Raw genomic sequence first — 14,978 nt, 5'->3', positions numbered from 1 at the left:
AGGCCTGAGCGCGGGTTTAGGGAATCCGTTTTCCAAGGCGGCAAAAGGTTCAGAACGAGCATGAGCGACGCGGCACAAGGTCATCTTTCCAATAGCTTTTTTTCGGCAAGCCTTGCCGATTCCGATCCTGAGATCGCTCGTGCGATCCAGCTGGAGCTTGGCCGTCAGCGCGACGAGATCGAGCTGATCGCCTCGGAAAACATCGTTTCCCGCGCTGTCCTGGAAGCCCAGGGCTCGATCATGACGAACAAGTACGCGGAGGGTTATCCGGGCCGCCGCTACTATGGCGGCTGCCAGTTCGTGGACATCGCCGAGGAGCTGGCCATCGATCGCGCCAAGCGCCTGTTCGACTGCAAGTTCGCCAATGTCCAGCCGAATTCCGGCAGCCAGGCCAACCAAGCCGTGTTCATGGCGCTGATGAAGCCGGGCGATACCTTCATGGGTCTCGATCTCGCCTGTGGCGGCCACCTCACGCACGGCTCGCCGGTCAACATGTCCGGCAAGTGGTTCAACGTGGTGAGCTACAAGGTCCGCGAGGACAGCCAGCTCATCGACATGGACGAGGTCGCCGAGCTTGCCCGCACGCACAAGCCGAAGGTCATCGTCGCCGGCGGTTCGGCTTATTCCCGTTTCTGGGATTTCGCCCGCTTTCGTGAGATCGCGGACGAGGTCGGTGCGCTCTTCATGGTCGATATCGCGCATTTCGCGGGCCTCGTGGCCGGCGGCGCGCACCCGTCGCCGTTCCCGCACGCGCATGTCGTCACCACCACCACCCACAAGACCCTGCGCGGCCCGCGCGGCGGCATGATCCTCACCAACGACGAGGACCTCGCCAAGAAGATCAATTCGGCGATCTTCCCCGGCCTCCAGGGCGGTCCGCTCATGCACGTCATCGCCGCGAAGGCTGTGGCCTTCGGTGAGGCACTGCGTCCCGATTTCAAGGTCTATGCCCGTCAGGTGGTCGAGAACGCCAAGGCCCTTGCCGACACGATGGTTTCGAATGGCTACGCCATCGTCGCGGGCGGCACGGACAACCACCTGATGCTGGTGGATCTTCGCCCGAAGAAACTCACCGGCAAGGCCGCCGAGCAGGCGCTCGGCCGCGCGCACATCACCTGCAACAAGAACGGCGTGCCGTTCGATCCCGAAAAGCCGATGGTGACCTCGGGCATCCGTCTCGGCACCCCCGCCGCCACCTCGCGCGGCTTCGGCGTCGCGGAATTCCGCAAGGTGGGCGAGTTGATCGTCGAGGCTCTCGATGGTCTGGCCCGCAACGGTGAGGGGAACAACGGCGCAGTTGAGGAATCCGTGAAGACGCGGGTTCACGAGTTGACCCGCCGCTTCCCGATTTACGCCTGAGGATCGCGGCTTAAGAGATGCGCTGTCCCTATTGCGGAAGTCTCGACACGCAAGTGAAGGATTCTCGTCCGACGGATGATGCTTCGGCCATCCGTCGGCGGCGCATCTGCCCGGATTGTGGCGGGCGCTTCACCACTTTCGAGCGCGTGCAGCTGCGCGAGCTTTTCGTCCTGAAGAAGTCCGGCCGCCGCGTGCCGTTCGATCGCGACAAGCTGGAGCGCTCCGTCGAGGTGGCCCTGCGCAAGAGGCCGGTGGATCCTGAGCGCGTCGAGCGCATGGTCAACGGCATCGTGCGGCAGCTTGAAAGCCAGGGCGAGCCGGAAGTGCCGAGCGAAATGGTGGGCGAGCTCATCATGGAAGGCCTGAAAGGGCTCGATGATATCGCCTATGTGCGGTTCGCTTCCGTCTATAAAGATTTCCGCAATGCCAAGGATTTCGAGGAAATTCTTGACAAATTGGGCGATGACGAGGGCGGGGAGCAGGATGCGCCGCCATCCTCCCGTGCCGGCGAATGAGGCCACCTCGTTCGAGTGACGGGCCGGGCCGATGACCGCCGCCGCTAACGATGAACGCTTCATGCGCCTCGCGCTCGCCCTGGGCGCGCGCCACCTCGGCCTGACCGCGCCCAACCCCTCCGTCGGAGCCGTTGTCGTTCGCGAAGAGGGCGGCAGTCCGCTCATCGTCGCGCAGGGCATCACACAGCCCGGCGGGCGGCCTCATGCGGAGCGGGTGGCGCTCGGCGTCTCGGGAGAGGCGGCGAAGGGCGCGACGCTCTATGTCACCCTCGAACCCTGTTCCCATCACGGCAAATCGCCTCCTTGCGTGGACGCGGTCATCGCTTCCGGCATCGCGCGGGTCGTCTCGGCCATCGAAGACCCGGACGACCGGGTCGCGGGCGAGGGGCATACGCGGTTGCGGCAGGCGGGAATTCGCGTCGATGTCGGGTGTCTTGCTGAGCAAGCGCGCCGGGATCATCGCGGACATATCATGCGGGTCACGAAGGGACGTCCTGCCATCACGGTGAAGCTCGCGCGCACCACGGAGGGGCTTGCGGGTACGCGCAACGGCCCGCGCCTGATGATTACGGGCGATCTCACCAATGCTCGCGTGCAGATGATGCGCGCCCATGCGGATGCGATCATGGTCGGCGTCGGCACGGTGCTGACGGACGATCCGCTCCTCACCGTGCGCCTTCCTGGCCTCGAAGACCGCTCGCCGGTCCGCATCGTCATCGACAGCCATTTGCGCACGCCTGCCGATGCGAAGCTCGTCAAAGGCGCACGGAATATGCCGTCCTGGATCGTCACAACGGTCGCGGCCTCCGTTGAGGCGGAAAAGCGACTCGTGCAATCCGGCATCGAGGTTTTGCGCGTGGGCGCGGATGCGCAGGGCCGCGTGGCTCTCGCCGAGGCGATGCGCCTTCTCGGCACGCGCGGCCTGACCCGCGTTTTCAGCGAGGGCGGACCGGGACTTGCGGATGCGCTGGCGAGCGCCGACTTGATCGATGAACTCGTTCTGGCCACGGGCCGTTCGGCGCGGGGGCAGGGCGATGTGCCTGCCCTTGGCCCGGTGCTGCAGGACAGAATGGACGAAATGCGTTTGATCGGAGACGAGATGCTCGGTCCCGATCTTTTAATGTCTTGGGAGAGAGCTTGATGTTTACGGGCATCGTCACGGATGTGGGCCGCGTCGCTTCGATTTCGGATGCCGGCAAATTGCGGCGCATTCGCATCGAATCCGTCTACGACCCCGCGACCATCGCGCTTGGCGCGTCCATCGCCTGCGGCGGACCGTGCCTGACGGTGGTGGATGTCGGCTCGCGCGGCAACGGCTGCTGGTTCGATGTGGATGCCGCCTTCGAGACGCTGGAGCGCACCAACGTGCCAAGCTGGCAGGTCGGCACGCGGGTCAATCTGGAACGCGCTCTCAAGATCGGCGACGAGCTTGGTGGCCATATCGTGACGGGTCATGTGGACGGGGTTGCCACGATCATCGCCCGCGAGGCCATCACGGCGGGCGACAACCCGTGGGGGCCGACGGCCCGCTTCGAGATCCAGGCGCCGAAGGAGCTTGCGCCCTTCATCGCGGAAAAGGGCTCCATCACCCTCGACGGCACCTCGCTGACCGTGAATGCGGTCAAGGGTGACGTGTTCTCGGTGCTCATCATTCCCCATACGCTCAGCGTCACCACCTGGGGCGAGCGGCAGGTCGGCGATACGCTCAACATCGAGGTCGATACGATGGCCCGCTACGCCGCGAGGCTGGTGGAGGCGCGGGCGGGCGGCTGACGAGCCTTGCCTGTACCAAGTCTTGCGGCCTATTCCCTCTCAACATGCCACGTCGCTTGCGGTGGCGCGCGCGGCGGGGTAGGTCAGCCGCAGCTCATTCTGACAGATGCGGCGCCTTTCCAGGGGCGCCTGCCATAAACGGTTCTCCTCATGGTCGCCACGCACGCAAAGCCCACCAACCGCCCGCCCGTTCCCGGAGCGCGCATTCTCATCGTCGAGGCGCGGTTCTACGACGACATCGCCGATGAACTGCTGCGCGGCGCGAAGGCCGCCGTCGAGGCGGCGCAGGCGACCGCGGACGTGCTGACGGTAGACGGCGCGCTCGAAATCCCGACGACGGCGGTGATCGCGCTCGAAGCGGCGGATGAGGCGGGCAAGCCCTATGACGCTGTCGTTGCGCTGGGCTGCGTCATTCGCGGCGAGACAGGACATTATGACATCGTGGCGGGCGAGAGCGCCCGCGCCCTGATGGATTTGTCCCTGTCCTTGAGTCTTCCCCTCGCCAACGGCATCCTGACGGTGGAGAATGACGAGCAGGCCTGGGCGCGTGCGCGCGTCAACGAGATGAACAAGGGTGGTGGTGCAGTCGAGGCGGCTCTGGCCGTGCTGCGGATCAAGCGCCGTCTTTGGGGAGTCTGAGAGCCATGTCGAAACCCGCAGAACGCGCGGCGGCCCGTCTCGCCGCCGTCCAGGCCCTCTACCAGATGGACGTATCGGGCAAGAGCGTCGTGGACGCGCTTGCCGAGTTCGAGGCGCACTGGCTTGGCCGTGAGGTCGAGGGCATCGAGTTCCAGCCGTCCGATAACACTTTCTTTCGCGATATCCTCAACGGCGTTGTCAGCAACCAGCGCGCCATCGACGTAAGCGTGGACAAGGCGCTGGCCGCCGGCTGGCCGCTGGCGCGGATCGAGGCCGTCATCCGCGCCATCCTGCGCGCTGGTGGCTACGAGCTGATGTTCCGCAAGGACGTTCCCGCCCGTGTGGTCATCACCGAATACGTGGACGTGACGCACGGCTTTTACGGCGACGATGAGCCGGGCCTCGTGAACGCGGTGCTCGACGCCGTGGCGCGCGAAGTCCGCCCGGGCGAGTTGGAAAAGAAGGCGGGCGGCCAAGTAAAGCGATAAGCTCATGAGCTCTCACCGTTCCTCCGAAGACGATCTCATCGCGAATTATTTCGCACCGATCGCGGGCGAGGGCGCTTATGAGCTGAAAGACGACGCCGCTTCCTACACGCCACGCCCCGGCCACGATCTTATCCTGACGACGGATGCTTTGGTCGAGGGCGGGCATTTTCTCCCTGACGATCCTCCCGGTTCGCTCGCGCGCAAGGCGCTCGGCGTGAACGTATCCGATCTCGCCGCCAAGGGCGCGGAACCGCGCGGGTTCCTGCTCACGCTCGCGCTGCCTGAGAACTGGACCGAGGAATGGCTCGCGGCCTTCGCGGCTGGCCTGAAGGAAGCATCTGCCGATTTCGGTTGCCCGCTCCTCGGCGGCGATACGGTGAAGGCGAGAGGAGCGCTGACGCTCTCTGTGACCGCCATCGGCGAGGTTCCAACCGGACGAATGGTCCGCCGCACCACGGCACAGGCGGACGACCTGATCTGCGTGACGGGCACCATCGGGGATGGGGCGCTCGGCCTCGACCTGCGGTTCTCTCCTGCCTGGGGCCCGCTGCTCTCGTCCGAGGAGCGCACCTTTCTGACCGGCCGTAACCGGAACCCGCAACCGCGCTTCGCCCTCGCGACAGCGCTGCGCGACCACGCCAATGCGGCGATGGATGTTTCAGACGGGCTTGCTGGCGATCTCGCGAAAATGCTCCGTGTGAGCGGCGTCACCGGCATCGTCGAGACGGCAAGCGTGCCGCTTTCACCCGCCGCAGCGCACGCTGTTGCCGTCGAGCCCGCCCTGATGGACCGGGTTCTGACGGGCGGCGATGATTACGAAGTCCTTTGTACCGTCTCGCCGGACAGCATAGAAAGCTTTTCGACCAAGGCCGCGCAAGTCGGGATCGCCCTGACGGTCATTGGCCGGGTGGTTTCTGGGGACGGCTTGCCGCTCTTTCGTGCAGATGGCCGCGAAAGGCGCTACGAGCACGGCTCATTCTCTCATTTCTAATGAAATCCATGTCCCCAATCGCGAACGATGCGCTGGCCCGGCGCAATGCCCTTGTTCTCTCCCTCGCGCAGGCGTTCAGTGGGGCGAACCCGGCCATCGTCGTGTCCCTCGGCGGGCTGGTCGGGCAGATGCTTGTGACGGACAAGCAATTCGCCACGCTGCCCGTCAGTCTGTTCAACCTCGGTCTCGCGCTCGGCACCATTCCGGCGGCGATGATCATGCGCGGGGTCGGTCGGCGCGGCGGATATGTCTTTGCCGGTTCTGTCGGCATTCTGGCGGGCTGCCTCGCCGCGTTCGGCATCGTTACGGCAAGCTTTCTGATTTTCTGTATCGGCACCACTATCGCCGGATTTTGGGGCTCCTTCACCCAGAGTTATCGTTTCGCGGCGACGGATGCGGCGTCGGACAGCTTCAAGGCGCGGGCCATTTCCTGGGTCATGATTGGCGGCCTTGTTGCCGGGATCATCGGCCCCCAGACCGTGATCTGGACCCGCGATGTGATCGTGACGGCTCCCTTCGCGGGGGCGTTCCTTGCGCAGTCGTTCCTTGCTCTTCTAACCATCGCCGTCGTGGTTTTTCTCCGCTCCCCGCCCGTGTCGGCGCAGTCGCAGACTGGCGGCAGACCGCTGCGGGAGATCGTGACCCAGCCGCGTTTCATCGTGGCGGTGACGAGCGGTGTCGTTTCCGCAGCGCTGATGACTTTCGTGATGACCGCCGCGCCGCTCGCCATGATCGGCTGCGGCCATTCCGTCAGCACGGCGGCGCTCGGCATCCAGTGGCATGTGCTCGCCATGTACGGCCCGAGCTTCTTCACGGGGCGGCTCATCCAACGCTTCGGCAAGGAGCGTGTGACCGCGGTCGGCCTCGTCCTGATCGCTGTATCCGCGACCGTTGGTCTATCGGGCTTGACGGTCGCCCATTTCTGGGGCGCCCTGATCCTGCTCGGCATCGGCTGGAATTTCGGTTTCATCGGCGCGACCGCCCTTGTGACCGATTGTTACCGCTCCGAGGAGCGGGCGCGGGTTCAGGCCATCAACGATTTTCTCGTCTTCGGCTTTGTCGCGCTGGCGTCTTTTTCCTCTGGAAATCTCCTGAGCACGGACGGGTGGGGGACCTTGAACCTCCTCGTCTACCCGCCGGTCGCCGTCGCCCTGGGGCTGCTTGCCTGGCAAAGCAAGAAGAACGCAGTCGTCGCCGCCTGAAACTCTTCTGTGAATGTCATCCTGAAGTCTCGTTGCTTCCTGCCCAAAGTTTTGCCACCAATTAAGGCCTTCCCCGGAGGTAGAGGCCAGTCAAGGCCAGAATACGGGCTTTGATGATCGGTCATCTGCCATCCATCACAAGGACGGCACTATGGCACTTACGTTGATTATCCTCGGCGGCCTGCTCTCCATCGCCTACGGCCTATGGGCCATTTCCGACGTCATGAAGCGAGATGCAGGCTCGCAGCGCATGCAGGAGATCGCCGGCGCGATCGCGGAAGGGGCTAAAGCCTATCTCCGGCGGCAATACTCCACCATCGCCATCGTCGGCGTCGTCCTCTTCCTTGTCATTTCATATCTGCTCGGCGTGCGCGTCGGCGTGGGCTTCGCCATCGGCGCAATCCTGTCCGGAACGGCCGGTTTCATCGGCATGAATGTGTCCGTGCGCGCCAATGTCCGCACCGCCCAGGCGGCGACCAAGTCGCTCGGCGGCGGGCTCGATGTCGCCTTCAAGGCAGGGGCCGTCACCGGCCTGCTTGTGGCCGGTCTCGCGCTGCTCGGCGTTGCGCTCTACTACACCTACCTGACGCGGGGAGCGGGCCTTGCGCCCTCCGACCGTCAGGTCATTGACAGCCTCGTGGCCCTCGGCTTCGGCGCTTCGCTGATTTCGATCTTCGCCCGTCTCGGCGGCGGTATCTTCACCAAGGGTGCGGATGTCGGCGGCGATCTCGTCGGCAAGGTCGAGGCCGGCATTCCGGAGGACGATCCGCGCAATCCCGCGACCATTGCAGACAACGTGGGCGACAATGTTGGTGATTGCGCGGGCATGGCTGCCGACCTGTTCGAGACCTACGCGGTGACCGTGGTCGGCACGATGGTTCTCGCGGCGATCTACTTCGCGGGGCAGCCGCTGCTCGAAACCATGATGCTCTATCCGCTTTCCATCGGTGCGGTGTGCATCGTCACCTCCATCATCGGCACGTTCTTCGTGAAGCTCGGACAGAACGAAGCCATCATGGGCGCGCTCTACAAGGGGCTTGCAGCAACGGGTGTTCTGTCTCTCGCCGCCATCGCGCTCGTGACCTCGCAGACCATCGGGTTCGGGCCTGTGGCAGGCGCGACCTTCACGGGGCTCGATCTCTTCTGGTGCGCTATCGTCGGCCTTGCCGTCACGGCGCTCATCGTCGTTGTCACGGAGTTCTACACCGGCGTCGGCTTCAGGCCCGTGCGTTCCATCGCGCAGGCCTCGGTGACGGGGCACGGCACCAACGTGATCCAGGGTCTTGCGGTGTCGCTTGAATCGACGGCGCTTCCCGCCATCACGATCATCGCGGGCATCATCATCGCCTTCAAGCTCGCGGGGCTGTTCGGCATCGCGGTCGCCGTGACGGCGATGCTCGGCGTCGCCGGCATGATCGTGGCGCTCGACGCCTTCGGCCCGGTGACGGACAACGCGGGCGGCATTGCCGAAATGGCGGGGCTGCCGAAGGAGGTCCGCAAGTCCACCGACGCGCTGGATGCCGTCGGCAACACCACCAAGGCCGTGACCAAGGGCTACGCCATCGGCTCGGCAGGCCTTGGTGCGCTGGTTCTGTTCGCGGCCTATACGTCGGACCTGAACTACTTCACGCAGAATGCGGGCACTTATCCGTATTTCCAGGGCGTGAAGCCGGACTTCTCCCTCGCCAATCCTTATGTGGTCGTGGGCCTGTTGTTCGGCGGGCTCATTCCCTTCCTCTTCGGCGGCATCGCCATGACGGCCGTGGGCCGTGCGGCGGGTTCGGTCGTGGAGGAAGTACGCCGGCAGTTCCGCGAGAAGCCGGGCATCATGGAAGGCAAGGACAGGCCCGATTATGGCCGCGCGGTGGACATGCTCACCCGCGCCGCCATCAAGGAAATGATCGTGCCGTCGCTCCTGCCGGTGCTCGCCCCCATCGTGACCTATTTCGCGATCTACTGGATCGCGGGCAAGTCGCAGGCCTTCTCGGCGGTGGGTGCGATGCTCCTGGGCGTGATCGTCACGGGCCTCTTCGTCGCCATCTCCATGACCTCCGGCGGCGGCGCGTGGGACAACGCCAAGAAGTCATTCGAGGACGGCTTCACCGACGAGGGCGGGGTGACCCATCACAAGGGGTCGGAAGCTCACAAGGCCTCCGTCACCGGCGACACCGTCGGCGACCCCTACAAGGACACGGCGGGTCCCGCCGTGAACCCGGCGATCAAGATCACCAACATCATCGCGCTGTTGCTGCTGGCGATCCTCGCGCACTCGTAGGGTGGGAAACGCCTTGCCGAGGGCTCGCTCCGGCAAGGCGCTTAAAGAGCGAGGCCGCGCAAAAGAAAAGGCCGGGCTGGTGCCCGGCCTTGAACGTTTCGGCTGATTTTGCCGTTAGACCCCGAACGGGTTGAAGTTGTTCGTGCCGCGGAAGAGCTGGCCGATGAAGCTGGCCTCTTCGCCGCCCGAGGGGGTGGAGCGGGAGATGAAGTCGAACACCTTGCCGTCCTGCAGGCCATAGAGCGCGACACGCTCGACCTTGAGGCCATTGTCGAAATAAACGGCGGTCACCTGCTGCTCGACGACTGTCTCTCCGAGGAACTGAAGGTTCCGGCGGGACTTCTGGCTGATGTAATACCAGTTCTTGTTGCCGACCGTGGACACCGTGGAGGGTGTACCCAGAGTCTGCAGGACCTGATCGGCGCTCATGCCCTTCTTGACCGTCGCGAGAGCCTTCTCGTCGACGATATAGCCACGCTGGAAATCCTCGCCGACGGATGAGCAGGCGAGGAGAGGGGAGGCGAGAAAGGCTGCAGCAGCGAGGCGCGCAACAATCGGGGAAACTCGACGCGTCATGTAAAACTTCCACTGGTGAGGCGCAAAAGGTGAGTTGCGCCTTTGGATATGGATGGCGTACCTCGGTGGCGTACCCCGAGGCTTCGATTTTGACAAGGCAGGACAGGCCCAGTGATCTTCAGTCTTTTCCGCAAGGATGAGCGGCGTGTGACGATTGGCACCCTTTATACGCGCGTTGCCGAGGCGTCGCGCGGGGCCGGCCTCTACCTTGCGCTTGGGGTCCCGGACACGCTGGAAGGGCGCTTCGAATCCCTTTCCCTGCATATGATTCTTGTCCTGCGAGCCCTGCGTCGTCTGCCGCCTCCGGCAGACGACGTGGCGGCCGATCTCACCGACGCCCTGTTCAGCGACCTCGATGCGGCTTTGCGCGAAATGGGTGTGGGTGACACCACAGTGCCCAAGCGCATGAAGACGATGGCAAGCGCGTTTTACGGCCGGGCGCAGGCTTATGACGCCCCCCTCGATTCCGGGGATGAGGCTGCTCTGGCGCTCGCTTTGGCCAAAAACGTCACCGCGGACGACCAACCGGCGACGGCTCTGGCGCGCTACGCCCTTGCTGCGGACAGCCTTCTCAAGACCGCCGATCTCGACACAATTCTGAAACAGGGGCCTGCTTTTCCTCAGGCCGAAACCTTCAAGGAGGGCGCATGATGACACCGGATACCGTCGGCCCACTGACGCGGCTCATCGACGTCAGGCACCTGCCGCCCCACGGGCTGGCCCAGCGCCTTGAGGCGACGCCCGAAGAGTGCAAAGCCCTGGCCGAGGATTTCAAGCTCTCGGCTATCCGCTCCCTCGTGGGCGACTACACCATCGCGAAGACCGGCAAGGGAGTGCGGGTGACAGGCCGTATCACGGCGGATATGACCCAGATCTGTGTGGTGAGCCTCGATCCCTTCGATTCAATCCTCGAGGAGGATGTGGAAATCGATTTCGCGGACACGGATACTCGCCAGCCCGAACATGCGGTGGAGGTCAGTGAGTATGACCCACCGGACGAGATCGTAAACGGGCGCATCGACATCGGCGCGCTGACGGCGGAATTCCTCGCCCTCGGACTTGATCCCTATCCGAAGAAGCCGGGCGTGAGTTTTGACGAGAAATACGCCCACGAGGGGGAGGAATCCCCGTTCGCGGCTCTCGGAAAACTGAAGAAAGGCGAGTAGGGTCGCTCCGCTTTCCGGGTTTGGGGGGCGGGACGGTCCGGGACAGGTAGAATTCGGTTGCGGTGCCGTGGCAAACCGGTATTTTCCGCCCCCTGTCTGACCTCCAAGCCCCTTACGGGACTGAGAACCACGAAAGAACTTCCTTTCCATGTCTAAGCCGGTGCGTATTTCGCTTGACGCGATGGGTGGAGATCATGGTGTCTCGGTTGTGGTTCCCGGCGCGGCCCTGGCTTTGGAGCGCCATCCGGACATTAAGTTTCTTTTCTTTGGGAACGAGGCGCTCATCGCCCCGCTCCTGAACGCCAATCCCAAGCTCAAGGCCGCCAGCGAGATCCGGCATACGGACCTCGCCATTTCGATGGACGAGAAGCCAGCCCAGGCGATTCGCATGGGGCGCGGCAAGTCTTCCATGTGGAAGGCCGTCCAGGCCGTGCGGGATGGGGAGGCGGATGCCGCCGTCTCCGCCGGCAACACGGGCGCCTTGATGGCGACCGCCAAGATCTGCCTCAAGATGATGGCGCATATCGACCGGCCCGCCATCGCGGCCATGTGGCCGACCCTGCGCGGTGAGAGCATCGTCCTCGACGTGGGCGCGACCATCGGCGCGGATGCGCAGCACCTCGTCGATATGGCAATTATGGGCGCGGCGATGGCGCGCATCGTTTTCGATCTGGAGCGCCCCACCGTCGGCCTGTTGAACGTGGGCACGGAGGAGATCAAGGGCATCGAAACCGTCAAGGAAGCCGCCCGTATCCTCAAGGAGACTCCGGTTCCGCACCTTGACTATCGCGGCTTCGTGGAAGGCGACGATCTCGGCAAGGGCACGGTGGATGTGGTCGTGACCGAAGGCTTTACAGGCAACATCGCCCTGAAGACGGCGGAGGGAACGGCGAAGCAGATTGCGGAATATCTGCGCGCCGCCATGAGCCGCTCGCTGATGGCCAAGATCGGTTACCTCTTCGCCAAGCAGGCTTTCGCCGCGCTGAAAGAGAAGCTCGATCCGCGTAAAGTGAACGGCGGCGTGTTTCTAGGCCTCGAAGGCGTCGTGGTGAAAAGCCACGGCGGGACCGACGCCATCGGCTTCGCCAGCGCTATCGATGTGGCCTATGACATGGCCCACTTTGAATTGATGAAGACAATCCGCGACATGCTGGAGCATGGTCCGCTGGAACAACCCGCTTGAAGGACGGTCAGCGCTTGAAACGCATTCGTTCCATCGTTCGCGGCATCGGCTCCTACCTGCCGGAGCGCGTCGTCACGAATTACGATCTCGAGAAGGTCATGGATACCTCCCATGACTGGATCGTGCAGCGCACGGGCATCGAGGAGCGCCACATCGCCGCCGATGACGAGCCGACCTCGGCGCTCGGCATAAAAGCTGCGCAGGCGGCCCTGGCGGATGCGGGGCTGACGCCCGCAGACATCGACCTCATCATCTGCGCCACCTCGACGCCGGACTATACTTTTCCCTCGACCGCCACGCAGATCCAGTTCGGTCTCGGCATGTCCCACGGCGCAGCCTTCGACCTGCAGGCGGTGTGTACGGGCTTCGTCTATGCGGTCGCTACCGCCGACAAGTTCCTGGCTTCCGGCTCGCACAAGCGCGCGCTGGTCATCGGCGCGGAGACCTTCTCGCGTATCCTCGACTGGAACGACCGCACCACCTGCGTCCTCTTCGGTGACGGCGCCGGCGCTATCGTGCTGGAGGCGGCGGAGGGCGAGGGCACCTCGGCCGACCGCGGTGTGCTGACCTCGCATCTGCGCTCCGACGGGCGCTATCGGGACAAGCTCTACGTGGACGGCGGCCCGGGCTCCACCAAGACGACCGGCGTTCTCAAGATGGAGGGTCGCGATGTCTTCCGCTTCGCCGTCGGCATGGTGACGGATGTGGTCGCAGACGCCTTCAAGGCCACCGGCACCACGCCGGAGGAGCTGAAGTGGTTCGTGCCGCATCAGGCCAACAAGCGGATCATCACCGCGAGCGCTGAGAAGCTTGGCATTGCACCCGAAAAGGTGGTCATCACTGTCAACAAGCACGGCAATACCTCGGCTGCCTCCATTCCGTTGGCGCTCGATGTCGCCTGCAAAGACGGACGCATCAAGAAGGGCGATCTCGTGATGATCGAGGCCATCGGCGGCGGCTTTACCTGGGGTAGCGCGCTGATCCGCTGGTAGCGGGACACCGCAAAGTGTTTTTGATTACGATTCCAGACCTTTAGATGGTTGACGCTGGGCTCGCCTGTGCCTAGCGTCACCGCTTCGAACAACTTATCAGCAGCATTTCACCGAGCGCTTGGGGGCGTTGATGGCTGGAAAAACAGTCACCAGAGCGGATTTGAGCGAGGCCGTCTATCAGAAGGTCGGCCTTTCCCGTACGGAATCAGCGGATCTTGTAGAGACCGTCCTGTCGGAAATCTGCGGCTGTCTGGCTTCCGGAGAGACCGTGAAGCTGTCCTCCTTCGGTTCCTTCATCGTGCGCGACAAGGGCGAGCGGATCGGCCGCAACCCCAAGACGGGCGTCGAGGTTCCGATCGATCCGCGCCGGGTCATGGTCTTCAAGCCGTCCAACATCCTGAAAGCGCGCATCAACGGCGAAAATATCGACGGTCTGGACGATTAATGGGAGTTGTGAAACGCGATGGACAAAAGTCCTGACGCCTTCCGCACGATCAGCGAGGTCGCCGAAGACCTCGATGTGCCGCAGCATGTGCTGCGCTTCTGGGAGACGCGTTTCGCCCACATCAAGCCCCTGAAGCGTGGCGGCGGCCGCCGCTACTACCGCCCGGACGATGTCGATCTGCTCAAGGGCATCCGTCACCTGCTTTACGGTGAAGGCTACACCATCAAGGGTGTGCAGCGGATTCTGAAAGAAGACGGCGTCCGCTTCGTGCAGTCAGTCGGGCGCGGAGAGGCGGCTGTCACAGCGCCGCAGGCGCATGAGCGGGAAGAAGAATATCCGGCCGAGACTTATGATGCTCCGGGCTCGGTCCCCGCATCTGCCGCTGCGCCGCTGCCGAACGGGGGAGGGCATGGCCCCCAGCCCGGCCTGAATGCTGCCGATCTCAAATTGCTTCGTGCCGCCTTTGACGAACTCGCCGAGTGCGAGCGCGTGTTGAGCGGCCTGAAGGCCCCCGCCGAGGCCGGGGCAAGCGAGTAACGCGCTCGCAAGCGTTCCAGATGCAACCCGCAGTGCCGCTTTTCCGGCATCGGCGTCGAAAGCGTGGGATGCTTCTTCCAAAATCGCATTTTGAGGGGTTGCGAAGCGCCGCCCCGGCGGCTAAATCACCCGAAGCCGAAAGGCGTCGGAGCGTAGCGCAGCCCGGTTAGCGCACTAGTCTGGGGGACTAGGGGTCGGAGGTTCAAATCCTCTCGCTCCGACCATTTATCTCAAGAGTGTCAAAGCTGAGTTCAGGCCGCCCTCCGGGCGGCTTTGTTGTTTCTGGCTGGGTTCAACTGCCTTTGTGGGCAAGATGCAAGAAGGGCCCGCAGCGAGATGCTACGAACCCTTCCGATCATCGAAACGTCACAGGCCCTGCGATGTATGCCTGTGCCGCCGTTCCATGCAGTCACTTGGAGGGAGACGCACCGAGAATGGCGTAGGTTTCGATTTCGATCCGCTGCCACGGCCGCATGAAGGACGAGACCTGCACTGTCGTGCTTGCCGGCCTGATGTCCTTGAAAATTTCCCCGTGCGCGCGGGCGATGTCCTCGAAATCGCCGATGTTCGTCACATAGACGACCGTGCGCACGACATCGGAGAACGATGCTCCGGCTTCTTTCAGCGCCTTCCCGATGATTTCGAAGGCGGCCACCATCTGGGTATAGCTGTCGCTCTCCTCGTGCCCCTTCGGCGCGCAGGTGCCCGAGACATGGATATGGTCGCCATAGCGGACTGCGCGTGAATAGCCGTAGATCGGCTCATACTGCGCCCCGGATGAAATATTCTGGCGTTTGCTGCTCATCAGCTTTTCCTTTTCTGGTGGAGACTTGTGGT

17 protein-coding genes and 1 tRNA gene are annotated in these 14,978 nt (G+C 63.7%); 16 read left to right on the top strand and 2 right to left on the bottom strand.

The annotated features are described in order from the left end of the window. The first annotated feature begins 60 nt into the window (after positions 1–60). From glyA to DQW91_RS10455, 9 genes are all read left to right on the top strand, one after another. On the top strand, positions 61–1,359 hold the full coding sequence (gene glyA, locus DQW91_RS10495; RefSeq protein WP_112663585.1) for a serine hydroxymethyltransferase: 1,299 nt from the start codon (positions 61–63) through the stop codon (positions 1,357–1,359). A gap of 17 nt (positions 1,360–1,376) precedes the next feature. Then, positions 1,377–1,874, top strand: a complete 498-nt coding sequence (nrdR, locus tag DQW91_RS10490) for a transcriptional regulator NrdR (RefSeq protein WP_112663584.1) — start codon at positions 1,377–1,379, stop codon at positions 1,872–1,874. Between the two features lie 31 nt (positions 1,875–1,905). Further along, positions 1,906–3,015: a bifunctional diaminohydroxyphosphoribosylaminopyrimidine deaminase/5-amino-6-(5-phosphoribosylamino)uracil reductase RibD gene (gene ribD, locus DQW91_RS10485; protein ID WP_245410981.1), complete on the top strand. Its 1,110-nt coding sequence runs from the start codon at positions 1,906–1,908 to the stop codon at positions 3,013–3,015. Then, positions 3,015–3,647: a riboflavin synthase gene (locus tag DQW91_RS10480; RefSeq protein ID WP_112663583.1), complete on the top strand. Its 633-nt coding sequence runs from the start codon at positions 3,015–3,017 to the stop codon at positions 3,645–3,647. Before ribD ends, DQW91_RS10480 begins: the two co-directional genes overlap by 1 nt. Positions 3,648–3,797: 150 nt before the next feature. Next, positions 3,798–4,286 carry a 6,7-dimethyl-8-ribityllumazine synthase gene (gene ribH / locus DQW91_RS10475; protein WP_112663582.1) on the top strand — a complete coding sequence of 163 codons (489 nt, stop codon included), beginning with the start codon at positions 3,798–3,800 and terminating at the stop codon, positions 4,284–4,286. Between the two features lie 5 nt (positions 4,287–4,291). Continuing rightward, entirely contained in the window at positions 4,292–4,774 is a 483-nt protein-coding gene (gene nusB / locus DQW91_RS10470) for a transcription antitermination factor NusB (protein ID WP_112663581.1), read from the top strand. Between the two features lie 4 nt (positions 4,775–4,778). Then, positions 4,779–5,765, top strand: a complete 987-nt coding sequence (thiL, locus tag DQW91_RS10465) for a thiamine-phosphate kinase (RefSeq protein WP_112663580.1) — start codon at positions 4,779–4,781, stop codon at positions 5,763–5,765. A gap of 8 nt (positions 5,766–5,773) precedes the next feature. Further along, a complete protein-coding gene (locus DQW91_RS10460; RefSeq protein ID WP_112663664.1) occupies positions 5,774–6,967 on the top strand; it encodes an MFS transporter in 1,194 nt (397 codons plus the stop codon). Positions 6,968–7,118: 151 nt separating this feature from the next. Beyond that, complete coding sequence (locus tag DQW91_RS10455; protein WP_112663579.1) at positions 7,119–9,242, top strand: sodium-translocating pyrophosphatase; 2,124 nt, start codon at positions 7,119–7,121, stop codon at positions 9,240–9,242. 114 nt (positions 9,243–9,356) lie between these two features. Here DQW91_RS10455 and DQW91_RS10450 read toward each other — a convergent pair whose 3' ends face one another. Further along, the gene (locus tag DQW91_RS10450) at positions 9,357–9,818 is read right to left on the bottom strand and encodes an outer membrane protein assembly factor BamE (protein WP_112663578.1); all 462 of its coding nucleotides are present in this window, start codon (positions 9,816–9,818) and stop codon (positions 9,357–9,359) included. 111 nt (positions 9,819–9,929) lie between these two features. Between DQW91_RS10450 and DQW91_RS10445 the strand changes: the two genes are divergently transcribed. The 7 genes from DQW91_RS10445 (at position 9,930) to DQW91_RS10415 (ending at position 14,365) form a co-directional block, all read left to right on the top strand. Next, positions 9,930–10,469 carry a ubiquinol-cytochrome C chaperone family protein gene (locus DQW91_RS10445; RefSeq protein ID WP_112663577.1) on the top strand — a complete coding sequence of 180 codons (540 nt, stop codon included), beginning with the start codon at positions 9,930–9,932 and terminating at the stop codon, positions 10,467–10,469. Beyond that, complete coding sequence (locus DQW91_RS10440; protein WP_245410980.1) at positions 10,466–10,984, top strand: YceD family protein; 519 nt, start codon at positions 10,466–10,468, stop codon at positions 10,982–10,984. The genes DQW91_RS10445 and DQW91_RS10440 overlap by 4 nt, the downstream gene beginning before the upstream one ends. A gap of 148 nt (positions 10,985–11,132) precedes the next feature. Continuing rightward, positions 11,133–12,167, top strand: coding sequence for a phosphate acyltransferase PlsX (plsX, locus tag DQW91_RS10435; RefSeq protein WP_112663576.1), 1,035 nt, complete (start codon positions 11,133–11,135; stop codon positions 12,165–12,167). Positions 12,168–12,181: 14 nt separating this feature from the next. After that, positions 12,182–13,159 (top strand): beta-ketoacyl-ACP synthase III, encoded by a 978-nt coding sequence (locus DQW91_RS10430; RefSeq protein WP_112663662.1) that lies wholly within the window; start codon positions 12,182–12,184, stop codon positions 13,157–13,159. A 130-nt stretch (positions 13,160–13,289) separates the two neighbouring features. Next, a complete protein-coding gene (locus tag DQW91_RS10425; protein ID WP_112663575.1) occupies positions 13,290–13,604 on the top strand; it encodes an integration host factor subunit alpha in 315 nt (104 codons plus the stop codon). A gap of 18 nt (positions 13,605–13,622) precedes the next feature. Further along, positions 13,623–14,141 (top strand): MerR family transcriptional regulator, encoded by a 519-nt coding sequence (locus tag DQW91_RS10420; RefSeq protein WP_112663574.1) that lies wholly within the window; start codon positions 13,623–13,625, stop codon positions 14,139–14,141. Between the two features lie 146 nt (positions 14,142–14,287). After that, positions 14,288–14,365: transfer RNA gene (locus DQW91_RS10415), tRNA-Pro, on the top strand. Positions 14,366–14,550: 185 nt separating this feature from the next. On the opposite strand, the gene DQW91_RS10410 is transcribed toward DQW91_RS10415, so the two are convergent. Then, positions 14,551–14,946, bottom strand: a complete 396-nt coding sequence (locus tag DQW91_RS10410; RefSeq protein WP_112663573.1) for a RidA family protein — start codon at positions 14,944–14,946, stop codon at positions 14,551–14,553. Positions 14,947–14,978 lie beyond the last annotated feature (32 nt).

The sequence above is a fragment of the Microvirga flavescens genome, assembly GCF_003290125.1.
In the GTDB taxonomy this organism is placed as follows: Bacteria; Pseudomonadota; Alphaproteobacteria; order Rhizobiales; family Beijerinckiaceae; genus Microvirga; species Microvirga flavescens.
This window is presented reverse-complemented; position numbering and strand designations above follow the sequence as displayed.